We start from the raw sequence: 25,527 nt of genomic DNA on the forward strand, positions 1-25,527 counted from the left end.
TTTCGCGGTGAACGATATGTCTCCCGAGGACAGGAAACGCGGCTACACGAAGGATTTTCTGCTCGCGACCGCGCTGGTCACGACCGGGCTGGTGATTTCTGGCCTTTCGCTGACCCAACTCAAAACCCACGATCCGCAGCAACTGGCGCAGGCGACACCGCCGTTGCAGTCGACGCCGGGCGCGGAGACGAAACCGCAGGCGCCGGCCGAGCCGGTCACGACGGGTACGGATACAAGGCCGTCCAGCGTTCCGCCGCAGCCGGCCCGTCCGGATGCCGAAGCACAGAAGGCGGGCGCCGAGCCCGCGCTGCCGCCGGCGCCCGCGGAAAAGACAGCGCCGCCGATCAGGGAAAAGTAGGTTTCCCCCACCTCGTCATTCCGGGGCGTGCGAAGCACGAGCTTTGATGTGCAATTGCACATCAGAGAATCCATAACCACGATCGGGAGTATGGATTCCGGGCCTGGCCCTTCGGGCCATCCCGGAATGACGCGCAATGGTCGAATGGCCTGACGCCGTTTTGACTGGCCTGCCGATTTTACAGTCTCGCCTGTGTCACCTGGCTGCCCCATAATCGCTCATCGCGCGAGAGCGCCGGCGACAAGATGGAGGCAGATGATGAAGATCGACGATGTCAGGCGAACCGCCTATTCGATGCCGCTGACCAATCCCTCGTTTCCGCCGGGGCCCTATCGTTTCTACAATCGCGAATATTTCATCATCACCTACCGGACCGATCCGGAAGCGCTGGCCGCCGTGGTGCCGGAGCCGCTCGAGATTGTTGATTCGATCGTCAAATACGAATTCATCCGCATGCCGGATTCAACCGGCTTCGGCGATTACACCGAAACCGGGCAGGTGATCCCGGTCCGCCTCGACGGCGTCGAGGGCGGCTATACCCATGCGATGTACCTGGACGACGAAGGCCCGATCGCCGGCGGCCGCGAACTTTGGGGATTTCCGAAAAAGCTGGCGTCGCCGAAGATCGCCGTCGAGAGCGACGTGCTGGTCGGCGCGCTGCATTACGGCTCGGTGCTCTGCGCCTCTGCCACCATGGGCTACAAGCACCGGCCAGTCGACCACGACACCGTGCTCAAGAGCCTGAAGGCGCCGAACTTCATTTTGAAAATCATTCCGCATGTCGACGGCAGTCCGCGGATCTGCGAACTGGTGCGCTTCAATCTCGAGGACATCACGCTGAAGGAAGCCTGGACCGGCCCGGCCGCGCTCGGCCTGTTTCCCCATGCACTCTGCGACGTGGCGCGGCTGCCGGTGCGCGAGGTGATCTCGGCGCTGCACTTCAAGGCGGATCTGACGCTGGGGCTGGGAACGGTGGCGTTCGATTATATGGCGAAGTAACGCCGCGGGCGGGTTACTGCGCGCCCTTGAGCGTGCAGGAGGTCGAGCAGGTCGTGACGACGCCGCTTTCGCAGGCGATGCAGGCACCGACACACTGCTTCATGTCCTTGGGATTGTAGGCGCTATAAAGCTTCCTGACGCAGGTTCCGATCGACCCGGTCACGTCATTATTCTCGGGCGTACAGGCGGCAAGCGTCGCTGCCGACAGCATGATGGCGATCATGGCGCGCATGTTCGTCGCTCCACTGGGGAGCCGTCGCTGGAATGAGGCTGCGGCGACGGTTCCAAGTCCTCGGTACCGCTCAGAATGGCGCGATGTGATTAATCCCCGGTTACCATGATCCGCATCATGAGTTGGGTCGTTTGTCAGCTTCGCGCATCCTCTCGGTCTGCCCTCAGTGAAGCTATTTCAAAGGCAACCAGGTGATCTCGCATGCGCCGTCGCAGTGATTGCAGTGGGTCGGCCGACCGAAGGTCGAGGCCAGTTCCCATTCCTGCGATTCGTTGCTCCACTGAACGGTGGCGTGGGCGATAATGTCATCGGACTGGCAGTTTGAGCAGACCGGCCTCGATCGCGCTATCGCTCGATTGACGATCCGGACCGGCCTGGCCGGCTCCTGGTTCAGGTGGAACGGATTGAGAAGTGATGCATGGTTCATGTCGTGCCCGCCGGTGAGTCGGTCACTACCCCGGCGTGAAGATAACGCGGCGATGGCAAGCGCGTCATCATCGCTCTTCTCATGGCTGTGGATAGGTCGCCAGGAACCGGCCGGCTTCTGCACAGAAGCCTCGCTGGTTCACCGCACCAGCACGTTGCGGAACTGCCAGGGATCCGAGGTGTCGATGTCTTCCGGGAACAGGCCGGGCCGGTCCGACAGCGGGGTCCAGTCGGTGTAGAAACCCTTCACCGGGCCGAGATACGGCCGCTGGATTTCGAGGCAGCGGTGGAAATCCATCTCATCGGCTTCGACGATGCCGGCGGTCGGATTTTCCAGCGCCCAAACCATGCCGGCGAGCACGGCTGAAGTCACCTGCATGCCGGTGGCATTCTGGTAGGGGGCAATCTCACGGGTCTCCTCGATCGAGAGCTGCGAACCATACCAATAGGCGTTCCTGGCGTGGCCGTAGAGCAGCACGCCGAGCTCGTCGATGCCGTCCTCGATCTCGTTCTCGTCCAGGATGTGCCACTTCTGCTGCATCTGGCCGGTCGCCCCGAAGATTTCGTGCAACGAGAGCACGGCGTCGTTGGCGGGGTGATAGGCGTAATGGCAGGTCGGGCGATAGATCACCTTGGCGCCGTCGCGCACCGTGAAATAATCCGCGATCGAGATCGACTCGTTGTGGGTGACGAGGAAGCCGTATTGTGCGCCCGGCGTCGGGCACCAGGAGCGCACGCGGGTGTTGGCGCCGGGCTGCAGAAGATAGATCGCGGCGCCGCAGCCTTCGGTGTGCTGGCGGCCGTTGTCCGGCATCCATTTTTCATGCGTGCCCCAGCCGAGTTCGGCCGGCTGCATGCCTTCGGAGACAAAGCCCTCCACCGACCAGGTGTTGACGAACACGTCCATCGGCTTAGGCTTCTTCGAGCGTTGGGTATCGCGCTCGGCGATATGGATGCCCTTAACGCCGAGCTTGTGGGCAAGCTGGCCCCAGCCTTCGCGGCTCTTCGGCTCGTTGAATTCGATCTTGGTGTCGCGGGCGATGTCGAGCAGCGCCTGCTTGACGAACCAGGACACCATGCCGGGATTGGCGCCGCAGGTGGAGACGGCGGTCGGCCCGCCCGGGTTCTTGCGCTTGGCGGCCAGCAGCGTCTCGCGCAGCGCGTAGTTCGAGCGCTTCTCGGGGCCGATGTTCTTGTCGAAATAGAAGCCGAGCCATGGCTCGACCACGGTGTCGATATAGAGCGCGCCGATCTCCCGGCACATGGTCATGATATCGACCGAGGAGGTGTCGACCGAGAGGTTGACGCAAAAGCCCTGGCCGCCGCCGGCGGTCAACAGCGGCACCAGCACCTCGCGGTAATTGTCGCGGGTGATGCCCTGCTTGATGAAGCGCACGCCATGCTGCCTGGCGATCTCGCCGTCCTCATGCGGATCGATGATCACCAAGCGCGATTTGTCGTAGTCGAAATGCCGCTCGATCAAAGGCAGCGTGCCTTTGCCGATCGAGCCGAAGCCGATCATGACAATGGGGCCGGAAATTTTCGCGTGGATTGGCGCGGACGGGCTCATGAATATCTCCAGAAGATTAAGGCGGGCTGCGGCGTTATGGGGTCTTCAAGCCAAGTGGATACCGGTTCGCGTGAAGAAAACGCGTCAAGCAAAAGACGGGGGGATCAGGCGGTACGTCGCTTGGCGGTCACTTCGATCTCGACCTTCATCTCGGGCTTGTAGAGACCTGCGACGACCAAAAGCGTTGCCGCCGGCCGGATGTTGCCGAGAACTTCGCCGCAGACCGCGAAATGGGCGTCTGCGTCCTCAGGCCGGGTGATGTAATAAGTCGCGCGGACGATATCGGCCATCGCGAAACCGCCTTCTTTCAGGGCGGCCTCGATGGTCTTGAAGCAGTTGCGTGACTGGCTCGTGACATCATCCGGCATCGTCATGGTGGTGTAGTCGTAGCCGGTGGTGCCGGCCACAAAGGCGAAATCGCCGTCGATGACGGCGCGGCTGTAGCCCGCGGTCTTCTCGAACGGCGAGCCAGTGGAAATCAGGCGGCGGGGCATCAGGACCTCGGTTTCATAACGTTTTCGAGCGAAGTGGGTACCGGTTCGCGTGAAGAAAACGCGTCAAATACAAAAGCTTTCCGCGGTGTTTAGGGGCATTTCCCGGCTACACGCAAGCGTTCGCTGTATCAGCGGGAGCGCTCTGTCACGTCGGAGGCCGCAGGCGTGGCAGCGCCCCAGCGGCGCACAAAAATGTCCCTGACGATCATGACCGAGATCATGATGAAGAGGATGGTGGTGACAGCGCGGCGCAGGCGCGGGCGCGCAGCATCGCTTTGTGTGGGGAGGCTCTCCGGCATGGCGCGCGCTTTATGCCGCGTGCGGCACGACGTGGAGTGCCTTCCTCGCCCGGACTGCCCTGGGCCTGAGCAACAACGCGCCGGTCGGGGCGATCATGCCCCAGGCACCATCGAGCGCGCCCTCGCAGAGCTCGAGGCCGAGCAGGCGGTCGCGCTCGAACGGGCCGGGCAGCGACAGCTCGCCGGTCTTGAGACCAGAGAAGCCGAAGCGGGCGTAGTAGGGCGCGTCACCAAGCAGGATCACGGCGCCATGGCCGCGCGCCTTGGCGACAGCCAGCGCGTGGTCCATCAGCGCAGCGCCGACGCCGAGGCCGCGGCAGGTCGCGTCGACCGCCAGCGGCCCCAGCATCAGCGCCGGCTTGCCCCCCGCGCTGACGTGCCACAACCGCACGGTTCCGACCAACCGTCCCTGGCGCACGGCCGACAGGCTAAGGCCTTCGGCGGGCGCGCGTCCGTCGCGCAGGCGCTGGCAGGTGCGCGTATGGCGGTTGTCGCCAAAGCAGGCATCCAGCAGCGCTTCGCGCGCAACGACGTCTGAAGCCCGTTCCGCACGGATCGCGAACGGAGCGGCGTCAGGGATGAAGGTAACCGGGGTGTTCCGCAAAGCAGTCATGGCACGTCAGTCCTCACTCCAACGGCGGGGCACGCCGCGGAGCGTTGTCAGAAAATCGGCAAATGAGGGGAGGGAGCCGGCAAGCCGGCTCCCGGTTAGTCAGGCCTCAGAGGAGGCAGCTTAGATGTGGTAGGTCCGCAGCGGCGGGATGCCGTTGAACGCCACCGCCGAGTAAGTCGACGTATAGGCCCCGGTGCCTTCGATCAGCAGCTTGTCGCCGATCTCGAGCGTCACCGGGAGCGGATACGGCATCTTCTCGTACAATACGTCGGCGGAATCGCAGGTCGGTCCTGCGAGCACGCACGGCGTCATGTCCGCCCCGTCATGCGGGGTACGGATGGCGTAGCGGATCGACTCGTCCATCGTCTCGGCGAGACCGCCGAATTTGCCGATGTCCAGATACACCCAGCGCACCTCGTCCTCGTCGCTCTTCCTGGAGATCAGGACGACTTCGGTCTCGATGATGCCGGCATTTCCGACCATGCCGCGTCCCGGCTCGATGATGGTCTCCGGGATCTGGTTGCCGAAATGCTTGCGCAGCGCACGGAAGATCGACCGGCCGTACTGCACGACCGGAGGAACGTCCTTGAGGTATTTGGTCGGGAATCCGCCGCCCATGTTGACCATGGTGAGGTTGATCCCGCGCTCGGCACAGTCACGGAACACCGTCGAGGCCATCGACAGCGCACGATCCCACGCCTTCACCTTGCGCTGCTGCGAGCCGACATGGAACGAGATGCCGCACGGCTCCAGGCCCAGACGCTTGGCGAGGTCGAGCACCTCGACCGCCATCTCCGGATCGCAGCCGAACTTGCGCGACAGCGGCCATTCGGCGCCGGCGCAGTCATAGAGAATGCGGCAGAACACTTTTGCGCCGGGGGCGGCACGGGCGACCTTCTCGACCTCGGCGGCGCAGTCGACCGCGAACAGGCGAATGCCGAGCGCGAAGGCGCGCGCGATGTCGCGCTCCTTCTTGATCGTATTGCCATAGGAGACGCGGTCGGGCGTCGCCCCCGCAGCCAGCGCCATTTCGATTTCGGCAACGGTCGCGGTGTCGAAGCACGAGCCCATCGAGGCCAGCAGCGACAGCACCTCCGGCGCCGGGTTTGCCTTCACCGCGTAGAACACGCGGCTGTCCGGCAAGGCCTTGGCGAAGGTCTGGTAGTTGTCACGCACGACTTCGAGGTCGACCACGAGGCAAGGCTCGGTGTCCTGGCCCTCGCTGCGGCGGTTGCGCAGGAATTCCTGAATACGTTCGGTCATAGCACTCTCCCAAACGGCCCAGCGACGGGGTTCCGTTCAAAAAATGATGTCGGGTATGAGCGCCCCGGCCACATCGCGCTTTGGAGGCGCAACGAAGCCAAAAGACTCAAACCAGACTGTGCTGCCGTGGATTGGTTGGGAATGATCCCGCCCGCACACCTGGCAATGAAGGACAAGCCTTTTCAGTAGCCCGCGCCGGCGTTGGAATGCCGGTAGAGACCAAAAAAGCCCGATCCGTCGTTGCTTTAAGTCGCGTCCCCCGTTGAGAGCGGGGTGCGCCGGTTCGCCTCCGGCTGCCAGTCACGGTTGCAAAGGATGCAGAGACCTTCAACGGCATCTCTTGAGAGAGATGCTGGCCTCTCAAATCTTCGACCTCTGCGGTCTCGGACCTGAGCGACCCTCGGTTCTTCATCCCTTGGCGGCTGTCCGGCCTCTTGTCCGGATACCTACCGACTGACACACGACCACAGGCACGTGCGAAATTGGGCAAAACGGGAAATAGTTCTTTTGAGTCCGCTTCGCAACATTTTTTTTAGGCTGTGCGTAAATTTCCCTAACGCGAGCTTGCAATGCCGCGCTCGGGCCGTGCTGAACATGAACAGGCGTTAAGACTTCTGAACAAAGCGTAAGTGCTTTGGCGCCTGTGCCGCAGCGGTTTCTCGCTCGCTCGCTGCAAGCGCGCTTCGTGCGGGCGCGCGTCAGGCACGTTTTGTGCGGGCGCGTCAGGCGCGCTTTGTGAACGGCTCGACGCGCTGGGCGGCGCGGATGAACGCCACCATGATGAGGACGCCGATCGCAAACAGCGCCGCCTGCAGGATGTGCGCGCCGGTGTCGTTGAGCCCGAACAGAATCGCGAGCGCCCAGCCGCCGGCAAACGCCGCGCCGAACACCTCCGCACCGATCAGGATCGCCGCCGAGATGACGGTGACGACGCTCGGCCAGACGATCTCGTTCTTGCCGGTGGATGAAGACTGTGGGCTCATGGATCAGGTCCTGTTCAGGGGCCGCAATCTCTCCGAAAAGTGCCCGTGTATCAAGCACAAAAGGCCTAAAAATGCCGTATCGCGTGATATAGATTGGGCCATCTTTCAAAGCGTTTTCGAGCGAAGTGGGTACCGGTTCGCGTGAAGAAAATGCGTCAAAAACAAGCCTGGAGCCCGAACGGGCTCCAGTGGCGAAAAACGGGAATTGCGATGTCAGAAACCCAGCAAACGGCAGTCACCAATCCGCTTCTGAAAGCTTGGCAGACGCCGTTCGAGGCGCCGCCCTTTGCCGAGATCGTCCCCGAACATTTCATGCCCGCCTTCGAGCAGGCCTTTGCCGATCACGCCGCCGAGATCGCGGCGATCACCCACGATCCCTCCACGCCCGACTTCGCCAACACCATCACCGGGCTGGAGCGCTCGGGAAAGCTGCTCTCCAAGGTCTCGGCGGTGTTCTACGACCTGGTCTCGGCGAACTCCAATCCGGCGATCCTGGAGATCGACAAGGAGGTCTCCCTGCGGATGGCGCGGCACTGGAATCCGATCATGATGAATGCGGTGCTGTTCGGCCGCATCGCGATGCTGCACGAGAACCGCGCCAGCCTCGGGCTGTCAGGTGAGGAGATGCGGCTTCTGGAGCGGACCTATACCCGCTTCCATCGCGCCGGCGCCGGCCTCGACGAGGCCGCAAAGACCCGGATGGCCGAGATCAACGAGCGACTGGCGCATCTCGGCACCGCGTTCAGCCACCATCTGCTCGGCGACGAGCAGGACTGGTTCATGGAGCTCGGCGAGGACGACCGCGCCGGGCTGTCCGACAGTTTTGTGGCGGCGGCCAAGGCCGCGGCCGAAGAGCGCGGCATGGCCGGCAAGGCGATCATGACGCTGTCGCGGTCGTTCGTGGAGCCGTTCCTGAAGAGCTCGACCCGCCGCGACCTGCGTGAAAGGGTCTTCAAGGCGTTTACGGCGCGCGGCGACAACGGCAATGCCAACGACAACAACGACGCCATCGTGGAGATCCTCAGCCTCCGCGAGGAGAGCGCCAAAATCCTCGGCTTTGCGACCTACGCTGCCTATCGGCTGGAGGATTCCATGGCCAAGACGCCGGAGGCGGTGCGGGGCCTGCTGGAGCGGGTCTGGAAGCCGGCCCGCGCCCGAGCGCTGGCCGACCGGGACGCGCTGCAGGCGCTGGTCACGGAGGAGGGCGGCAATTTCGCGCTGGCGCCGTGGGACTGGCGCTACTACGCCGAAAAACTGCGGCAGGCACGCGCCAATTTCGACGATGCCGCCATAAAACCCTATCTGGTGCTCGACCACATGATCGAGGCCGCCTTCGACTGCGCCACCCGGCTGTTCGGTATCACCTTCGCCGAGCGCAAGGACGTTCCGACCTGGCATCCGGACGTCCGGGTCTGGGAGGTTAAGGACACTAACGGCCAGCACAAGGCGCTGTTCTATGGCGACTACTTCGCCCGGTCCTCAAAACGCTCGGGCGCCTGGATGACCTCGCTGCGCGACCAGCAGAAGCTCGACGGCGCGATCGCGCCCTTGATCATCAATGTCTGCAATTTCGCCAAGGGCGCCGACGGCGTGCCGTCGCTTTTGTCGCCGGACGACGCCCGCACCCTGTTCCACGAGTTCGGCCACGGCCTGCACGGCATGCTGTCTGATGTGACCTATCCCTCGCTATCGGGCACCTCCGTCTTCACCGATTTCGTCGAGCTGCCCTCGCAGCTTTACGAGCACTGGCAGGAGCAGCCGCAGGTGCTGCGGCAGTTTGCCCGGCATTACCAGACCGGCGAGCCGCTGCCGGACGATCTCCTGAAGCGCTTTCTCGCCGCGCGCAAATTCAACCAGGGCTTTGCCACCGTGGAATTCGTGTCCTCGGCGCTGATCGATCTCGAATTCCACACCCAGCCGGCCGCCGCCAGCCGCGACGTGCGGACGTTCGAAAAGGCCGAGCTGGAAAAAATCGGCATGCCCACGGAAATCGCGATGCGGCACCGGCCGACCCAGTTCGGCCACATCTTCTCCGGCGACCATTATGCTTCCGGCTATTACAGCTACATGTGGTCGGAAGTGATGGACGCCGACGCCTTCGGCGCCTTCGAGGACGCCGGCGACATCTTCGATCCCGCTGTCGCAAAACGCCTGCACGACGATATCTATTCCTCCGGCGGCTCGCGCGACCCCGAGGACGCCTATGTCGCGTTCCGCGGCCGCGAGCCGGAGCCCGACGCGCTGCTGCGGCGGCGGGGGCTGCTGGAAACGCCCGAGGCGGCCTGAGGTGAGGGCCGCCTTACGCTGGGTGCACGCGCTGCTGGTTGCCGGCGGCGTCGCGCTGGGCGCCGCGACGGCGGAGGCGCATCCGCACGTCTGGATCACGGCCAAGAGCGAACTGATCTATGCGCCCGACGGCACCATCACCGGCGTGCGCCACGCCTGGACCTTTGACGACATGTTCTCGACCTATGCCCTGCAGGGCATCGAGGCCAAGGTCAAAGGCGCCTACAGCCGCGAGGAACTGGCGTCGCTGGCGCAGACCAATGTCGAGTCGCTGAAGGAATTCCGCTTCTTCACCTTCGCCAAGGCCGACGGCAAAAAAGAGAATTTTCTCGAGCCGGTCGACTACTTCCTCGAATTCAAGGACTCATTGCTGACGCTGCATTTCACTTTGCCGGCGAAGACGCCGTTCAAGGCGAGGCAGCTCGCGCTCGAAGTGTTCGATCCCGAGTTCTTCATCGACTTCAAATATGCCGACCAGGACCCGATCAAACTGGTCGGCGCGCCCGCCGACTGCAAGATGCAGTTCCAGCGGCCCAATGACGGCACCGCCGGCGCGCAAAAGCTCGGCGAGCAGAATTTTGCGGGCGGCGGCTCGAACTTCGGCATGATGTTCGCCAACAAGATCACCGTGGATTGCCCGTGACGTCAAATCCCCGATCGAAGGCCGCGCGCCATCTCTGGCTTGGCGTGGCGGTACTTGCCGCCGTCGTCATGGCCGACAGTGCCGTGCATGCTCTGATGGCGCAGAATCCGTTCGGCGGCCCGCGACCGGGCCCGGCCGCCGAGCCGCAGGTCGGCGGCTTCGTCGGATGGTTGCTGGCAAAGCAGTCGGAATTCTATCGCGAGATATCGGCGACCATCCGCGCCGCGAAATCCGACGGCTCGGCGGTCTGGACGCTGCTTGCGATCTCGTTTGCGTACGGCATTTTCCACGCCGCCGGCCCCGGTCACGGCAAGGCGGTGATCTCGTCCTATCTGGTCGCCAATCAGGAGACCGCGCGGCGCGGCATCGTGCTGTCGTTTGCTTCCGCGCTGCTGCAATCGCTGGTCGCGGTGGTCGTGGTCGGAATCTGCGCGTGGCTGCTCAACGCCACCGCCAAAACCATGTGCGGCGCGGAGAAGGCAATCGAAATCGCAAGCTACGCCCTGATCGCCGCGTTCGGCGCCCGGCTGGTCTGGACCAAGGGCGGCGGCTTTATGCGCGCGCTGCAGGCGAAGCCGGAACCAGCGATGGCGGCAGCGCATCATCATCATGGGCATCACCATCACCATCATCATGATCATGATCACCATGACCACGATCATCACGATCACGGCCACGAAGATCACGTCCATGACGAGCATTGCGGCCATTCCCATGGACCTGTGCCGGACCAGCTCGCCGGCCCCGGCGGCTGGCGCCGCGGCCTCGGCGCGATCTTCGCCGTGGGCTTGCGGCCCTGTTCGGGCGCGATCCTGGTTTTGGTGTTCGCGCTGGCGCAGGGCCTGTTCTGGGCCGGCATCGCCGCGACCTTTGTCATGGGGCTCGGCACCGCGATCACGGTCGCGACCATCGCGATTCTAGCGGTGTCCGCGCGCGGCCTGGCCCAGCGCCTCAGCGCCGGCCGCGACGGCGGCGGCACCTTGGTTATGCGCGGGATCGAATTCGGCGCCGCTGGCCTCGTGCTGCTATTCGGGCTCGGCCTGCTGTTCGGCTATCTCGCCGCCGAGCGGGTAACGTGTTTGTAGACCGGGGCGCCCGCGCTCAATTGTGCGGCGGGCAAACGCGCGTCGCGTCTTGATCGGAGATCTGCAGCTCAGGATCCGTGAATCGCACGAAATTTGCGACTTCATCATGCTCTTTTGGATAACGAATTGAGGGCGGGATCACGCTGTCCCAATAGGCTGCTGCTTTGCGGGAATCCCATCCCGCTGTGCCGCAAAATTGAGCGAGCGCGGTCGCCGAGATAAAACCCGAAGCGTGCAGGCCATACCAGCAATGGACGTACATCGCCCCCTTATCCTGAGTGATGATGTCATGCAATTTGACGAAGACCTGTTTCAAGGCCACACGGTTGTCCCACTGGTGATAGTCATATTGCAGCGAATTGGCGCCGCAACTGACATTCTCGGTGCCATTCCATCCGGTTCGATACGCGTACACCGCTTGCGAAAAGCCGGCTTTGCATAGCGCCTGGAGAGATTGATTTTGAAGCGGCCGCCGGGGTCCATCGACGCTCGCGCGCGGGCCTTCCGTGCCACCGCGATAAAGGACTCCGGGCATGACGACCCGGAAGTGCGTGAGTCCGACGCCGCCCCCAACCGGGAAGAGTTTTTCCTTCGTCATGTCGGCGTCTTCCGTTCCCGCGGGCGGCGCAAGGGCGCCAACTCCGACTGCGGGTTGCGCAAGGGCGCCAACTCCAAATAACAAACCCAAAAACAGCACTGAAAAAAATCCGGCGATTTTGCACATTGCGTCCTCCGAATGTTAATTGGGCAGGCAATTGCACGCTGTTGTGACCGTGGAGATCATCGTCAACCGACCTCAAAGTTTCCGCGAGCAAGTTCGAGATAGGCCTTGGCGACCGGTGCCGTTGCATTGTGGAACGCGTCGGCGTCCTTTTCGACGACGGCGCGGTAGGGAGCCGCTTCGGCCTGGCGTCCATGCGCCAGACCCAGCACATTGGCGTCGTAACGCGCGATATCATCCAGCCAGGCGATATCGCTGCTTTTTTCGCTCGAATAGGGCAGGTCGATGAGTGACACGTGCTTTTCACGAATCCAGTACAGGCCGGCACCGGGAAGCTCGACAAGGTCATAGGCAGAGCCATCCAGGCCTGGCCAGAATGTCCGGCGAACCTCGTTCAGCCATTCATGAACCGGGGGCTGAGCCCGGTAGTTGGCAATCGCAGGCTTGCTGTACTGCTTCAACTCGACGATGCGCCGGGATTTCTGCTGTTCGACCAGGACCCAGATGCGCAGCTGATCGACACTCCCGCCACGTTCTTCGGGCCGGATTGCCAGATCGATGACTTTCTCGGTGGGAAACAGCCGTTCGATCGTGGCGCGGGCAATCTTCGCGTTGTACTGCTCAATCTTACCCTTTCTGAATACAAAGCCGTGTTTGGAAGAGTTTTTCTCGACGTACCGCCTCGCCATGTCGTCATAGTCGGAGACCGGCATGGCCAGCAGCGATCGCACCGCCTTTGGCGGATCCAGCGCTTTGCCCGCGATGCCCGCAAGATAGCTTGCTTCCAGCGGACGCTTCTTGATTTGCCCGCCGATGGATTTTGCAGCGATCAGGTAGCGAATGATGTCCAGTACGAACGGTCCGCGGCCGGCATCGTCAAAGTCGATGTCGGCATATCTCATCTGCCGTGATCCGCCCACCTGCTTCAGAGGCAGCACCGAGAAATTGCCCATGTGCGGGTCGCCGCTGACGATCCCTTCGAACGGAAGATATGGCTTCAGGCTGCTCAGATCCGCCCGATGTTTCATGTAGGTCCAATAGTGCGGCGTATTGCTGCGGATCAGTTGCGAAAGGTTTTTGGACACTTCGACCTGATCGAATTGAGCGCTGGTGGCGTTCGTGCCCATGGCCTGGTTCCCACGTTTTCTCGCCGGCGGTCTCGCAAGCACATCTTGCTTCAAGTGACCGCTGCCGAAGCGTCAGAGGTCGCAACTCTGCGCTTTCAAGGGTTGAGTCGAAAAGTGTGTCTGAAGATCCAGATCGAGCTTCAGCCGGCCTTGCAGGCAGGTTTGATGCAGCTTGGTCGCAAGATCCTTCAGGTTCTTGCGCACGGCCGCATAATCATTGGCGGTGAAAACCAGTTCCTGAACGAAGAACTCTCTAGTCTCTGCAGCATCGGCAATAGCGTCCAAACGCAGAATGAGGCGATAGGTCGCCGGATCGATGTGTGCAATACGATCGGCGAGGCCCGCTTGCTTTGCGATATTATCCTTGGCGACGCCGCAGTCATTATCCTTCAGGAGCATTTTCTTGACCTGAACGGCGCCAAGCCGCGCAGCCTCGTCGGGAGCCAGGCTCTTGCTCGACTTCAGTTTGGCGCTGCCGTCCGGGTTCAGATCGTTGGCATCGCGATAATAATAGGTCTGGAGATCGTGAATATTGCCGAAGCGGTCTTGCTGGTTCATGAGGGTGTCGATCACGATCAGGTCCGCAGCATCCTTGAGCTGCACCATCTTCTGAACATTTTCGGTCGTGAAGTCCCGTCCCACCAGCGTACTGATGTCCGGGTTGCGGGCCAGCATTCCGACGATCGGGTTCGCGTTGCGAAAGTTCTGCGCGCGCGCAACATTGTTTGCGCCACCGTTGAAGAACTCCTTGTAGAACTCTTCTTTCGTCGGGTTCTCGCTGAGCGCGCCATAGGATTGGGCAAAATCGTCGGTGAGCAGGAAGTCCCGTCTGCCGGCTGCGGCGCCGGCCGTCAACTGCGCCATCAGGCCTGCCCAGGTTTGATGGATGAGCGTGCCCGATTTGGTCTGGTCCAGGGCTTTGTGACCGAGCGCAATGTGATTTTTCAGGTCGAACGTGCGCAGAACCGTCGGCGGAACGTCGCCGATGCCGCCAAGCATGCGCGAGATGTGATAATAGCCCAGGATGGACGGCGTATAGCTGCAGCTCGTGCTGAGCTTGTATTTGGCGATCTTCTTGGCGCCCGATGCCTCGCAACGCGCCGCGACGTCGTCACGGGCGACACCTTGAGGAAGCGAATAAAAATCGAGGCCCGGGTTCGTGCTGTTGAGTTTCGGACAGACTGCGGCGTTCGAATTCCCGTCGATATTGCAAAGCCTGGTCTCGACCTCGGTGTCCTTGTCGGAATATTCGCCGCCTGCGAAATGCCTGGGGATGACGCAGACCTCGGCATTCCGGCCTGCCACCGGCAGATCCACGATCTTCTCGCCGCGCTGAAGGTGGGCCGATAAAGTGGCATCGGCGACCGACGGACCAAGGAACGCGCCCGACAAGAGCAGAAGCTGGGTCAGACGAACCACTCGCCTCATGGGTCTTCTCCGGAAGAATGTTCACCTCTCCGCGCAACGCACATCAGAGCATCACGTTGACGGAGAACCGATTGTGAGCTGGATCACGCAATACGGAAAAAATTGTTGACCGTCGGCGACAACCCCGAGGCAAAAGCAAACATGGTCGCGTTCAAACCGATGCGTTCAACCGGGCATTTCCGACGTAACGCGGATGAAGTGCTTGAAATTCATGCTAAAGATTATTCCGCGCTATCCGGAGATTTTTGGGGGATGCCATGCGAGGCCGTTGTCTTTGCGGAAAGGTAGAATTTGAAATTGGCGGCGATCTTTCCAAAATTTATCAATGCCACTGTTCACTTTGCCGCAAACAAGGGGGCTCCTCTTCAAATTCATCAATCATCGCAGAGGTGAGGAATTTTCGCTGGATTTCCGGACAACAGCAAATTTCTTCCTACGTGAAGCCAACGGGCTTTCGTTCCGACTTTTGCTCGCAATGCGGCTCTCCGGTCCCGAACCCGCTGAGGACAACGGCCTATTATTGGGTGCCCGCGGGTCTGCTGGATGACGACATGAGCCTGGAGGTTGGCGTACATTTGTATGTTGGCTCCAAGGCTTCGTGGGACACGATTTCTTCCGGCGTCCCGCAGTATGAAACCATTCCAAAGCCATCAGAGTTTTTCGAACTGATGCACGCCCGGGTCTGAAGCGGCTACGTCACCGGTTTGCTGTTTGGAGACTTCCTTCCGGTGGGCCGCTCCCGCACTTTACGCGATGACCGAGGCTGGAATGGACACCTAAGCCGACGTTTGCCGTCGGGATGCCCCCGATAGCGGACTCACGTCGAACATCGCTGGAGGTCAGTTCAGTGCCAACAGCGGAAGTGGTCTGTGCCTCCATTCGATTAATCTGTCGCCCACGTCGATACGATACCGGTTAGCTCCGTAGTGACCGGCACACTGCAACGATCTCCTGCGGTTCAGGCCGGGTGCGATAATCTGCATCGACATGGGCGTAGGCAACACTGCCGGAGCGATCGATCACGAATGTTCCGGGCACAGGAAGTATCCATCGCCCATCAGCATTTCGTTTCTCGAGATCAAGACCGGAGCTCTTCAGCACGTTTTTCGCAGCATCATCCATTTCAAAGGTAAGGCCGAATTGTTCAGCGACTTTGCCACCATGATCGATTAGAACCGGAAATCTCGCGTCCTCGGCGCTTGCATCGTCACCGGAAGCTGGTGCGGCCTCCGGTGACACCGCAATCAAGGCGGCGTTAGCGTCGGATAGCTGCGATCGAACTTCGAGCAATCCGCGGAGATAGAGATTGCAATAGGTGCACCAGGTGCCGCGATAGAACACCACGACCAGTGAGGCGCACTCGCCCAGGGCAAGATGCTCCCCCAGACCCCACATTCCGCCCTCTGCCATTGGCAGCGAAAAATGCGGTGCCTTGTCGCCGACACCGATGGCGTTGGTCCTCGCGCTCAAGGCCTTCGTTGCGGGGCCTATCTGGCCTCCGAACAGGACATTGGATTGCTCGACGCCTCGTCGTGTGATCAGCTTTTCAGTAAACTGGGCAAGGGAAGCTGCGAGAGGGACGGCAGGCGGCGCGCGAGCACCTTCTTCGCTCATGTTTCCTACTCCGTGGCTATTTCCAGCTATATACGACCAGCATAAACGAGTTACCCGGAACGAGCTATCCTGAGTCAGCCTTCAACTTAGCGCCGAGTAGCTGCAAGTGGGTCCCTGCCAATTCCGCTAAGGGTCATCAACGGACCTGATGGCCCCGAAACACCACTTCCGATCTACCCCGAGGAACGGACATCGCCAGACCGCGCCGTCTGGTTCGTTTCGTGCCATCAGCGGAAGTCGCGCCACTTATTCGATGATTTCGTCTGCGCTAAGCAGAATTGACGTCGGCAGGGTCAGGCCGAGCGCCCGTGCCGTTACAGCATTGGCCACAAGCCGAAAGCGGGTAGGACGCTCAACGGGCAGATCTGCGATAGGGCTGCCCAGCAGTGCCTTTCGTACCAGTACGCCCGATTGCATGAATAAGTTTTGCAGTTCGGGTCCGTAGCCGATGAGACCACCTTTCTGCGCGAAGTCGGGGTAGATGTTTATCGCGGGAAGACGGTTCTTAAGCGCCAGATCAGCAAGCAACTGCGGGTTACCTCCGAACAGCGGGGAAGAAAGCATCAGGACACCGCCAGACTGTGATCTTGCTGCTGCCAGGAAGGCAGGTTCGAAGTCCGAGGGACTACTAACTTCGAGCATTTCCATAGTAACACCGAGCGCGACCGCAGCTTTGCGCACAGCCTCTAACTGCAGGTTTCCGCTTACGGGGTGCCAGATCACAGCTACCTTAGTGAGCGCTGGTACGGCTTCCCGGAGTAACTGCAAGGATTTCGCGTTAAACCCGGGTATGTCGAGGAAGATGCCCGTTACATTGCCTCCCGGGTGCGCAAGGCTAGCGGCCCAACCGTTTGCGACTGGGTCCGATTCCAAATCCATCGCTACGATTGGGATTAATTTGGTGGCCTGTCGCGCGGCCCGAACGGCTGGTGGGCTGACTGCACAGATCGCTTGTACGTTCTGCTGGACTAGCTCCATCGCCATAGCTGGCAATTTAGCAAACTGCTCGTTGGCAAGCCGCACAATGATTTCGGCATCGGCTGCATCTTTGGGAGCTGACCCACTGAGGCCCTCCCGAAAGGCAACGATCCGATTGCTGACCAGGGCCGATTGTCCCGGATGGAGAAAGCCGATCCGCCAACTCTTTGCCTGTTGCGCGCTAACCGAAAGAGGCCATGCACTTACACAGCCAACTACCAGCTTTACAAAATCGCGCCGTTGCATTGCGAATCGCACCCCAAGCGGTCGACCTAAGCGTATGCAATTTTAGACCTCGTTCCAAGCGTCCGAATGTCCGTTCCGGGTCCATTCGCGTCATTTGGAGCGTCGGCCGGCTACTTCCGGTCCTCCCCCGGAAACGGACATCAGGACGCCGCCTACAGATCGAAATTGGTCGGCAGCATCACCACGTCGCGAATGGTCATGCCGCGTGGCCGCGTCAACATGAACATCACCACATCAGCCACTTCGCTGGCCTCCAGCAGACTCCCCGACGCCCTGGCTTCCTTCAGCTTCTCAGGCGGCCAGTCCGCGAGCAGGGCGCTGATGACAGGGCCGGGTGAGATTGAGCCCACGCGAATGCCATGCTTGAAGACTTGGCGCCGCACCGTCTGGACAAAGCAGTTGATCGCCCATTTGGACGACGCGTAGACCGGCTCCCATGGCGTCGGAAAATGGGCCGCCAGGGAACTCGTGACGATGATGTCGCCGGTCCGACGCTCGATCATGTGAGGCAGCACGTCGTGCACATTCTTCATCACGACGTTGACATTCAAGTTCAGCATCCGGTCGATAGCCCCGGTATCGGTATCGACCAGGTCGCCGCCGACATAGGTACCCGCATTCGCATGCAAGATGTCGAGTTGGCCTGCCTTCTCCAGGACTCTCGGCAACAGCGTGGCGCAGTCCTTTGGATCGAGCAGGTCGATGACCAGCGGGATCACCGCCTCGCCGTGCTTGTTGCAGAGCGTCTTCAGCGCTGCCGCGTCGCGGTCGACCATCACCACGCGCGCGCCTGCAGCCAACATCGCCTCGGTACTGGCCAATCCGATGCCCGACGCGGCCCCGGTCACGGCGGCAACCTTGCCTTCCAATCCTCTCGCCATAGGGTCACCACCTTGCTGGGATCACCACAATACGCGCCGCAGTATAGCAATCCCAAGCGCGGTATGTCGGGGATCAAGGACGGCCTTGGCGCCCGGCATCCGCGGTCGCCTCTCGCCTGATCAACGCAGCAGGAAAGCGCGGGAGGTTCGGTTCCACCTCGTGGAAGACGAATAGAATGTCCTGAGGCGCGAGGTGTAGGCGCTCGCCGAACAGTCTGACGGCTTCGTCCGCAATGGTGGCGGCGGTTCCTGTCGGCCGCCCGCTGGATATGACTACCTCAACGACCATGAACCGATCCGTTCTGTCCGTTGCGTAGTCGGGGAAGCGGGGATCTACCAGAAGATCATCCTGGTCGACCTCGAGAAAGTGGTGAAAGCGGTCGGCTTGGTGATAGCCGGCGGCTACCTGGGCTTCTAACATTGCCTCCGACAAGCGGAACTTGTCGGCGGCGCTGAGGCCGCGCCGCACGGTGAAGGTTACAAACGGCATCTCCAGTCTCCACGGTTTAGGATGTACCAATTGCGTTGATGCGCTGAGTGCGCGCACGCCTTGGCCGCCATCCTGTCGATCCTCGACACAGTCACACCCGCTGAGTGCGCAAACTACTTCACCAATGCCGGACATGACCAAGCCTGATCTCATCCCGCTCCAATAAGAGGCGCGCAGCGCGGCGATCCACCCTGCGCACCCCTTCCGCGCAGACTCACGAGAGGAGAGTGGCTCCGAAGCCAATCTCGACCTTCATCAATTTGGAGACAGGGCAACCGGCCTTTGCTTTTGCGGCGATTGACTGGAACGCGGCCTGGTCGATGCCCGGTATCTTCGCGGTGACGGTGAGATGGACCGAGGTGATGGAAAAGCCATCGCCGTCCTTGTCGATGGCGACTTCTGATTTGCTGTCGATCTGCTCCGGCACGAAGTTCGCCATGCCGAGTAGTCTGACGAACGACATGGTGAAACAGGCGGCGTGAGCCGCCCCAAGCAGCTCCTCCGGATTGGTGCCCGGCTTTTCACCGTAGCGGCTGAAGAACGTGTAGGGATAGGTTTCCAGCGCGCGGCTCTCGGTCGAGACCGAGCCCTTGCCTTCACGCAGGCCGCCGTTCCAGGCGGCAGATCCAAAACGTTTCATGGCTCCTTGCTTCCTTTCGTGTTGTGCATGTGCTGGGGTCGTCAGGCTTGCTGTCCCGCGGCTTCGAGGATCAGCCGCGTGATTTCGTCGGGATGGGAGATCAGCGAGAGATGGCTGGCCTTCACCTCGATGGTCTTGGCGCCCATCCGCTTGGCCATGAAGCGCTCAAGGTCCGGATTGATCGTGCGGTCTTCCGTTGATACCGCATAGTAGCTCGGCTTCGATCGCCAGGCCGCGTGCGTGGTCTTGCCGGTGAGCAGAGCCTTTTGGAACGGCTCCTGCACGGCGTAGAGCACCCTGGCCTTGGCTTCCGGCAGGTCGCCGGCAAAATCGCGAAGGAAAGCCTTCTCGGAAAGGCGTCCTTCATCGCCGTCGAACACGATCCCGGCCGTCGCCGGCGGCGTCGAATAGGTCTTCGCCAGCGCGGTGTAGTCCTCGCCCGCATCTGGCGCGCGTGCCGCCACATAGACCAGCGCGGAGACGTTCGGATGCACCCCGGCCTCCGTGACGATCATCCCGGAGAATGAATGACCCACCAGCACCGTCGGGCCATCCTGCCGCGCCAGCACACGCTCGGCCGAGGCCACCGCCTCTGGCAGCGTCGTCAGCGGATTTTGCACGGCCGTGGCGTTGAGCCCCGCTGCCTGCAATCGCGCGATCACCTCCGACCAGCACGAGCCGTCGGCGAACAGCCCGTGCACAAGCACGACGTTGCGCGCCTTCACCGGAGTTGAATTTGCGGCCATGCCACGTGTGGAGATCAACGAAGCTGCCGCACCAGCAAGCAGGGCCGTCGAGAAACTGCGTCTATTCATCATCACGATTCTCTTCCTTCATCGTCAGGGTTAAGTTGGGAGTGTCTCGCTGCGTGGCGCGGGCGCCGAGGTATGGTGCCGCACGCCGGGATGTTGATCTGTTGTCGTCATTCACCACCTTTCTGCCGCCGCTGATGCGAGCGCCCCCGCTCGTTCACGATTGGAGCAGCGCGTCGACCTCCGGCGAACGCACGACGGTGCCGTCACGCACGAAGGCTTCGTGGTTGTCGTTGATGGCGTCGCGGTCGTAGAGGTAGTTCACCATGATGCCGAACGATTCCTGGATGCCGCGTGGCGCGCTGTTGCCGAGCCAATTGATCCGTTCGAGCCGCGCGCCATTGCCGAGGTGAAAACGCGCCACGGGGTCGACGCGTATCGATGGCGGCCGCGTCAGATAGCGGGCGCAAAGCCGCAGCAAGGGGGCGCGCAGCTTCTCGCTCTGCGTCGGGTCATTCCACCAATCGCCGCTCTCGAGTTGTGGCAACAGCGCGGCGTCGGGGTCGCTTCCATTCGCAAGCCGTGGACCGAGCCAGCGCCGAAACCCCGGCACCGGCGACAGGGTGGAAAAACGCTTCAGCTGCGGAAACTCTGCCTTGAGCTCCTCGACCACCTGTTTGATCAGGAGATTGCCGAACGCTACGCCGCGCAGGCCGTCCTGACAGTTGGAGATCGAATAGAAAATCGCGGTGTCGGCGCGCGCTGCTTGCGCCCGTGCGGCCTCCTCATCCGTCTCCCGTGCGAGCAGCGGCGGCATGGCTGTGGCCAACCCCTGCACCAATGCGACTTCGACGAAGATCAGCGGCTCGCCGGGAAGCGCGGGATGGAAGAATGCGAAGCAGCGGCGGTCGGGCGCAAGACGCCGCCGCAGATCGTCCCAGCCCTTGATCTCATGCACGGCCTCATAGGCGATCAGCTTCTCCAGCACCGCGGCCGGCGTCTGCCAGTCGAGGCGCTTCAACTCGATGAAGCCGCGGTTGAACCACGACGTGAACAGATGCTTGAGGTCGGCGTCGAGCAGCTTCAGTTCCGGTTCGCCCCGCAGCCATGAAGCAATTTCACTGCGCATCGCCATCAGCGCGCCGGTGCCCCCGGGTGCCATGTTGATTCGCCGCAGCAATTCCTGGCGGGGCGGATCGGCGGCCCGTGCGAGAGCGGCCGCGGCTTCCGCCGTGCCGTCGGCGAGATAGCGCTCCGCCGCCACGCGCAGCGCCGCTCTGTCGGGCTGGAACTCCGTGGCGAGATAGCGCTGGAAGCCGTGTCGATCGCTGGCGTCGAGAGCGCGCAGCACCTCGTGCAATTGCCGCGCGAACAGCGCTCCCGACGCCTCACTGCGTTCGGACAGCAGCGTTGCTGTGAGCTGCTTCGCGCGGTCGAGAGGCGTCAGTTTCGGGTTGGACAGGACGCTGGAACTCAGGCTGATCGTGGTCATCGCTATCTCCTTCTCAAGTGTGAGTGACGATGGGACGGCGAAATTTTGCCGGCGGCACGTAGAGTCCGCCTGACGCCGTCACGAGGTCGTCGATGGTTTGCGCCGCGAGCCAGTCGCGGGTTGCGCTGTTGACATCGATGCCGAGATCGGAGGGGAGCATCACGATGCCGCGGCGGCGCAGGCTGTCGCTTGTTTCGGACGGCTGTCGCCTGCCGAACTCAGTATCGCCGGCGACGGCGCGCAATGCGGCCTCGCGCTGCAGCGGCGACCGGCAGCGCAAAAGGTTGGCCACGCCACGTTCGGTGACGACATGGGTGACGTCGTCGCCATGGATCATCACCGGCGGTAGCGCAAAACCGGCCGAGGCTGCGAGGTCGAACGCGTCCAGCCGTTCGACAAAGCTCGGTGTGCCATTCGGCTGATGGGTCTGGACCATCTGCACCACAAGCTTGCGTCCGCGCAGGCTTTCGCCGGCTTCCTGACCGGCGCGCAGCCAGGTCGGACTGTCGTGGCGGCGGCCACGCGGGTCGGCGCCCATATTCGGCGCACCGCCGAAGCCCGTGATCCGGCCCTTCGTTGCCGTGGAGCTGTTGCCCTGCGGGTCGATCTGCAACGTGCCGCCGATGAAGAGGTCGCAGGCGTATTGTCCGGCGACCTGCGCGAGCGCGCGGTTGGACCGCAGATTACCGTCGGCGCCGACCGGGAAAATATCGGCGCGGCTCGAGACGTAGCGTTCCATGCCCAACTCGGAGCCGAAGCAATAGACGCTGTCGACGACGCCGGCTTCGATCGCGGGGATCAGGGTCGGGTGCGGGTTCAGCACGAAATGCCTGGCGATGTTGCCCTTCAGTCCGCGCTGGGCGGCAAAGGTCGGAAGGATCAGTTCGATCGCCGCGGTCGCATAGCCGATGCCGTGATTGAGCCGCTGCACCTGATAGGGCTCGTAGACCGCGGCGATTGCCATCATCGCCATCAGCACGTTCTCATTCCTGATCTTGGCGGGATCGCGCGTGAACAGCGGATCGATCAGATAGGGCTTCGGGCTCGGCACCAAGACATCGACCCAGTCGCCGGGCACGTCGACCCGCGGCAGGCGGTCCACGATCTCATTGACCTGCGCGACTACGATGCCGCCGCGGAACGCCGCCGCCTCTATGATGGTCGGCGTATCCTCTGTGTTCGGGCCGGTATAGAGATTGCCGTCGCGGTCGGCCTTGTCGGCGACGACAAGTGCGACCTGCGGCGTCAAGTCCACCAGCATGCGCGCGTAGAGTTCGAGATAGGTGTGGATCGCGCCGATCCTGACCGCGTTCGCAGCGACGAGTTCGGCAAGCTTGCGGCTTTGCGGCCCCGCATAGGAGAAATCCAGGCGGTTCGCGACACCGCGCTCGAACACGGCGAGATGGTCGGGCAGCGCCAACACAGATTGCACCATGTGCAGATCGTGCACCCGCGCAGGATCCACCTTCGCCAGGGCTGCGGCGAGAAAATCCGCCTGCTTCTGATTGTCGCCTTCGATCGTCACGCGGTCGCCAGGCTCGATGATTGCTTCGAGCAACCGCGTCGCGCGGTCGGCGGGGCAGACTTTTCCGCTCGTCCCGCTGAGCGCGGCAGCCCGCGCGAGACGGGAGGCGCGATCTGCTCCGCGTCGTGACGTGCCTGACATGATGGACCTCCTTCGCTCAATGCTGTCTTGATGCGAAAGGTAGGAGGCCCTCATTGATTAAAGAAACAATATTTTAGAATATGATTGATCGAAGAATAGGATCAATTGCATGCTGGATTTCGAGCGTCCGTGCGAGGTGCCGAGCAGACGCCTGGCGAACACGACGTCAAGCCGTCCCGCAAGGAGCTGCTCAGGTCCTTTCGATGGCGGCGACGATGCGCTGGATGAGGCTGCGGGCGAAGGGGGGGATCGCGAGATAAGCGGTGCTGGCCGCGATCGGCCAGCCGATGGCGAAGGCGGACCACCATCGCACCACAAAATCATTCCGTCAGCCGATATTGAAGAACGTCAACGCTCGCTCACGACAAAAGCGATAATGGCGGTGATCACGACTGGAAAGACAAATCTTGCTTTGCCTTCCATGCGTCTCCCGGAGCCTTTGCATTGAGGTATTGGGCAACAATCAAAATTGCCTCGCCAGCTCTATCGCTTGTCTCTTTCCGGCGTCGATCATGTCGACCGCGCGGCCGTCCCAAGTGTGTTCGACGGTGAGAGTAACGACACTGCGGACGCCTATGAACCGCAGCCAAAATTCGACGTAACCGCTGAGATATTCGAAGCCTGGCTGAGAGACAGTTTTAAAGCCGGCCTCGTCGCTTTGTCCCCTGACATACACAACGAAAGCCTTATCAATGCTCAACGACGGTCCATAGAACTCTCCGTCGAACGTAAACAGCATGTTTCTTTGACAAGACAGATCAATCAGCTGCTTAAGTTTGTAAGGGACAGAGAAATTCCACATGGGCACGCCCAGAACGATGCGATCTGCCCGTTGGAAGCGTGACGCCAACTCTCTAATCTTTTCCCATGTTGCCGTCTCGACCGGCGTCATCGATTCGCCGGAGACGCCCTTGTATTTGGCATTGATTGCCTCCGCGTCGAACTCGGGAAGTCGCTCTTGCCAAATATCCAGCCTGTCAACTGTAACGTCACGAACGTGCTCCCCAAACTCCGAGAGGAATGCATTGACGATAGCGGTGGACGCAGATTTTTCCTTTCGCGGCGAGGTCACTATGTTCAAGAGATTCATTTTCGCTGCCCTTCTCACGCAGAATTCTGCGTAGCGCTTATGAGGCCGGCGGGGGAGCACACCGCCCCCGCCGGTGCGGCCTTCAGGTCGTCCAGCGCCAATCTGCCGGCAGCCAGCGGTAGCCGCTCCCCTCGCGTACTACATGCCCAAAGCCGGGGAAGGGGAAATGGTAACCGCCGACCAGCGTCTTGTTGGTGGCTGCGCGGTCGAGGAAGGCAATGCGCGCCTTTGCTGCCAGCGGCACGTCCTGATCGAATCCGAACGGCCACTCCGGATGCTGGAAGCTGACCGTGGAGTTGACCACGGCGTCGGCGGTAAGGAGCAATTCTTCGCTGCCGGAACTCAGATGCACCGACATGTGGCCTGGTGTGTGACCGGCAGTGTCGATGGTGGTCACGCCCGGCGCCACCTCCGCCCCGGCCTTGATCAGACGCAGCCGTGGGCCGGCCAATTTCAGATTCGCCCGGGTAACCTCCGGCTTCAGCGCAGGAGATACTTTGGCGGTCAGTTCAGGGGAGTTCCAGAATTTGACCTCGGTCTCGCTTGCGACGAATTCGGCCGAGGGGAATAGCAGCGAAGCGTTCTCACGATCGCTGATACCCCACAGATGATCCGAGTGACCGTGGGTGAGCAGGATCAGATCGATATCACCCGGCGCGTAGCCCGCGGCGGCGAGGTTAGCAGGCAAGGCGCCGGCGGTTTTCTGGAACTTGCCGTCGATGCCGCCGCCCGCGTCGACCAACACCAGCTTGCCGCCGGTGTTGACGAGGATGGTGTTGAGTTGCAGCCCCACCGGGCTAGGCGGCTGGAACGCGGATGTCAGCAGGCCTCTTGCGTCCTCAGCCCGATCGCCCCACAGCGTTTCGGCCGGGAACTCGAGCATGCCGTCGCTGATGACGGTGATCTCGATAGTGCCGAGCTTGAAGCGGTAGAAGCCAGGCTGCGCCTGTTTGCCCGCCTGGGGCGCACGGGCGAGGGCGGGGGCGGTGGGGGCGAGTGCGGCGGCCGCGGCAGAGCCGGCACGCAGGAGCGTCCGGCGATCGAGCATAAGCATGTCTGTTCTCCATCGTTTGACGTCTGGTCATTCGAGAATAAGCGTCGGTATTGATCACAGAAGCGATATTTCATAATATGATTGATCGTTGAATCGG

General features: G+C 61.7%; 29 protein-coding genes. 7 read left to right on the plus strand and 22 right to left on the minus strand.

All coding sequences use genetic code 11. The features are described from left to right. The first annotated feature begins 16 nt into the window (after positions 1 to 16). Together NL528_RS07595 and NL528_RS07600 are read left to right on the plus strand one after the other, a co-directional pair. Positions 17 to 358, plus strand: coding sequence for a hypothetical protein (locus NL528_RS07595; RefSeq protein WP_309184822.1), 342 nt, complete (start codon positions 17 to 19; stop codon positions 356 to 358). Between the two features lie 258 nt (positions 359 to 616). Further along, the gene (locus tag NL528_RS07600; protein ID WP_309182081.1) at positions 617 to 1,357 is read left to right on the plus strand and encodes an acetoacetate decarboxylase; all 741 of its coding nucleotides are present in this window, start codon (positions 617 to 619) and stop codon (positions 1,355 to 1,357) included. A 13-nt stretch (positions 1,358 to 1,370) separates the two neighbouring features. Here the strand turns inward: NL528_RS07600 and NL528_RS07605 are convergent, their stop codons facing one another. The 8 genes from NL528_RS07605 to NL528_RS07640 form a co-directional block, all read right to left on the minus strand. Continuing rightward, positions 1,371 to 1,589 (minus strand): hypothetical protein, encoded by a 219-nt coding sequence (locus NL528_RS07605; RefSeq protein WP_074277651.1) that lies wholly within the window; start codon positions 1,587 to 1,589, stop codon positions 1,371 to 1,373. Between the two features lie 172 nt (positions 1,590 to 1,761). Further along, the gene (locus NL528_RS07610) at positions 1,762 to 2,139 is read right to left on the minus strand and encodes a hypothetical protein (protein WP_309182082.1); all 378 of its coding nucleotides are present in this window, start codon (positions 2,137 to 2,139) and stop codon (positions 1,762 to 1,764) included. A 15-nt stretch (positions 2,140 to 2,154) separates the two neighbouring features. After that, complete coding sequence (locus tag NL528_RS07615) at positions 2,155 to 3,585, minus strand: homospermidine synthase (protein WP_309182083.1); 1,431 nt, start codon at positions 3,583 to 3,585, stop codon at positions 2,155 to 2,157. Positions 3,586 to 3,689: 104 nt separating this feature from the next. Further along, positions 3,690 to 4,079 carry a RidA family protein gene (locus tag NL528_RS07620; protein ID WP_309182084.1) on the minus strand — a complete coding sequence of 130 codons (390 nt, stop codon included), beginning with the start codon at positions 4,077 to 4,079 and terminating at the stop codon, positions 3,690 to 3,692. 128 nt (positions 4,080 to 4,207) lie between these two features. Then, positions 4,208 to 4,378, minus strand: coding sequence for a hypothetical protein (locus tag NL528_RS07625; protein ID WP_309182086.1), 171 nt, complete (start codon positions 4,376 to 4,378; stop codon positions 4,208 to 4,210). A gap of 10 nt (positions 4,379 to 4,388) precedes the next feature. Further along, the gene (locus NL528_RS07630) at positions 4,389 to 4,991 is read right to left on the minus strand and encodes an N-acetyltransferase (protein ID WP_309182087.1); all 603 of its coding nucleotides are present in this window, start codon (positions 4,989 to 4,991) and stop codon (positions 4,389 to 4,391) included. A gap of 120 nt (positions 4,992 to 5,111) precedes the next feature. Then, complete coding sequence (locus NL528_RS07635) at positions 5,112 to 6,254, minus strand: type III PLP-dependent enzyme (protein ID WP_309182088.1); 1,143 nt, start codon at positions 6,252 to 6,254, stop codon at positions 5,112 to 5,114. A 722-nt stretch (positions 6,255 to 6,976) separates the two neighbouring features. Further along, complete coding sequence (locus NL528_RS07640) at positions 6,977 to 7,237, minus strand: hypothetical protein (RefSeq protein ID WP_074270880.1); 261 nt, start codon at positions 7,235 to 7,237, stop codon at positions 6,977 to 6,979. A 210-nt stretch (positions 7,238 to 7,447) separates the two neighbouring features. Between NL528_RS07640 and NL528_RS07645 the strand changes: the two genes are divergently transcribed. The 3 genes from NL528_RS07645 (at position 7,448) to NL528_RS07655 (ending at position 11,251) form a co-directional block, all read left to right on the plus strand. After that, complete coding sequence (locus NL528_RS07645; RefSeq protein ID WP_309182089.1) at positions 7,448 to 9,523, plus strand: M3 family metallopeptidase; 2,076 nt, start codon at positions 7,448 to 7,450, stop codon at positions 9,521 to 9,523. A 1-nt stretch (position 9,524) separates the two neighbouring features. Beyond that, the gene (locus NL528_RS07650) at positions 9,525 to 10,166 is read left to right on the plus strand and encodes a DUF1007 family protein (RefSeq protein ID WP_309182090.1); all 642 of its coding nucleotides are present in this window, start codon (positions 9,525 to 9,527) and stop codon (positions 10,164 to 10,166) included. A gap of 68 nt (positions 10,167 to 10,234) precedes the next feature. Beyond that, positions 10,235 to 11,251 (plus strand): nickel/cobalt transporter, encoded by a 1,017-nt coding sequence (locus tag NL528_RS07655; RefSeq protein WP_309184823.1) that lies wholly within the window; start codon positions 10,235 to 10,237, stop codon positions 11,249 to 11,251. Between the two features lie 16 nt (positions 11,252 to 11,267). Here NL528_RS07655 and NL528_RS07660 read toward each other — a convergent pair whose 3' ends face one another. From NL528_RS07660 to NL528_RS07670, 3 genes are all read right to left on the minus strand, one after another. After that, entirely contained in the window at positions 11,268 to 11,975 is a 708-nt protein-coding gene (locus NL528_RS07660; RefSeq protein ID WP_309182091.1) for a hypothetical protein, read from the minus strand. A 62-nt stretch (positions 11,976 to 12,037) separates the two neighbouring features. Further along, the gene (locus tag NL528_RS07665; RefSeq protein WP_309182092.1) at positions 12,038 to 13,099 is read right to left on the minus strand and encodes a hypothetical protein; all 1,062 of its coding nucleotides are present in this window, start codon (positions 13,097 to 13,099) and stop codon (positions 12,038 to 12,040) included. A 72-nt stretch (positions 13,100 to 13,171) separates the two neighbouring features. Continuing rightward, entirely contained in the window at positions 13,172 to 14,527 is a 1,356-nt protein-coding gene (locus NL528_RS07670) for a hypothetical protein (RefSeq protein WP_309182093.1), read from the minus strand. A 105-nt stretch (positions 14,528 to 14,632) separates the two neighbouring features. On the opposite strand from NL528_RS07670, the gene NL528_RS07675 reads away from it, so the two are divergent. Together NL528_RS07675 and NL528_RS07680 are read left to right on the plus strand one after the other, a co-directional pair. After that, a complete protein-coding gene (locus NL528_RS07675) occupies positions 14,633 to 14,815 on the plus strand; it encodes a hypothetical protein (RefSeq protein ID WP_309182094.1) in 183 nt (60 codons plus the stop codon). Beyond that, a complete protein-coding gene (locus NL528_RS07680) occupies positions 14,785 to 15,213 on the plus strand; it encodes a GFA family protein (protein WP_309182095.1) in 429 nt (142 codons plus the stop codon). The genes NL528_RS07675 and NL528_RS07680 overlap by 31 nt, the downstream gene beginning before the upstream one ends. A 229-nt stretch (positions 15,214 to 15,442) precedes the next feature. Here the strand turns inward: NL528_RS07680 and NL528_RS07685 are convergent, their stop codons facing one another. The 11 genes from NL528_RS07685 to NL528_RS07735 form a co-directional block, all read right to left on the minus strand. After that, a complete protein-coding gene (locus tag NL528_RS07685) occupies positions 15,443 to 16,141 on the minus strand; it encodes a peroxiredoxin-like family protein (protein ID WP_309182096.1) in 699 nt (232 codons plus the stop codon). Positions 16,142 to 16,387: 246 nt separating this feature from the next. Continuing rightward, a complete protein-coding gene (locus tag NL528_RS07690; RefSeq protein WP_309182097.1) occupies positions 16,388 to 17,365 on the minus strand; it encodes an ABC transporter substrate-binding protein in 978 nt (325 codons plus the stop codon). A 152-nt stretch (positions 17,366 to 17,517) separates the two neighbouring features. Further along, positions 17,518 to 18,246 (minus strand): SDR family oxidoreductase, encoded by a 729-nt coding sequence (locus tag NL528_RS07695; protein ID WP_309182098.1) that lies wholly within the window; start codon positions 18,244 to 18,246, stop codon positions 17,518 to 17,520. A gap of 73 nt (positions 18,247 to 18,319) precedes the next feature. Continuing rightward, positions 18,320 to 18,736 (minus strand): tautomerase family protein, encoded by a 417-nt coding sequence (locus NL528_RS07700; RefSeq protein ID WP_309182099.1) that lies wholly within the window; start codon positions 18,734 to 18,736, stop codon positions 18,320 to 18,322. 214 nt (positions 18,737 to 18,950) lie between these two features. Continuing rightward, a complete protein-coding gene (locus NL528_RS07705; protein WP_309182102.1) occupies positions 18,951 to 19,376 on the minus strand; it encodes an OsmC family protein in 426 nt (141 codons plus the stop codon). A gap of 41 nt (positions 19,377 to 19,417) precedes the next feature. Further along, entirely contained in the window at positions 19,418 to 20,197 is a 780-nt protein-coding gene (locus tag NL528_RS07710; protein ID WP_309182103.1) for an alpha/beta hydrolase, read from the minus strand. 148 nt (positions 20,198 to 20,345) lie between these two features. Continuing rightward, positions 20,346 to 21,620 (minus strand): malonyl-CoA decarboxylase, encoded by a 1,275-nt coding sequence (locus NL528_RS07715; RefSeq protein WP_309182104.1) that lies wholly within the window; start codon positions 21,618 to 21,620, stop codon positions 20,346 to 20,348. Between the two features lie 13 nt (positions 21,621 to 21,633). Next, positions 21,634 to 23,286, minus strand: coding sequence for a malonate decarboxylase subunit alpha (mdcA, locus tag NL528_RS07720; RefSeq protein ID WP_309182105.1), 1,653 nt, complete (start codon positions 23,284 to 23,286; stop codon positions 21,634 to 21,636). A 190-nt stretch (positions 23,287 to 23,476) separates the two neighbouring features. Next, positions 23,477 to 23,602: a hypothetical protein gene (locus NL528_RS46960; RefSeq protein ID WP_375143989.1), complete on the minus strand. Its 126-nt coding sequence runs from the start codon at positions 23,600 to 23,602 to the stop codon at positions 23,477 to 23,479. A gap of 147 nt (positions 23,603 to 23,749) precedes the next feature. Then, positions 23,750 to 24,376, minus strand: a complete 627-nt coding sequence (locus NL528_RS07730) for an NAD(P)H-dependent oxidoreductase (protein ID WP_309182107.1) — start codon at positions 24,374 to 24,376, stop codon at positions 23,750 to 23,752. Positions 24,377 to 24,458: 82 nt separating this feature from the next. Further along, positions 24,459 to 25,430, minus strand: coding sequence for an MBL fold metallo-hydrolase (locus NL528_RS07735; RefSeq protein ID WP_309182108.1), 972 nt, complete (start codon positions 25,428 to 25,430; stop codon positions 24,459 to 24,461). Positions 25,431 to 25,527: the final 97 nt, after the last annotated feature.

The sequence above is a fragment of the Bradyrhizobium sp. Ash2021 genome, assembly GCF_031202265.1.
Lineage (GTDB): Bacteria > Pseudomonadota > Alphaproteobacteria > Rhizobiales > Xanthobacteraceae > Bradyrhizobium.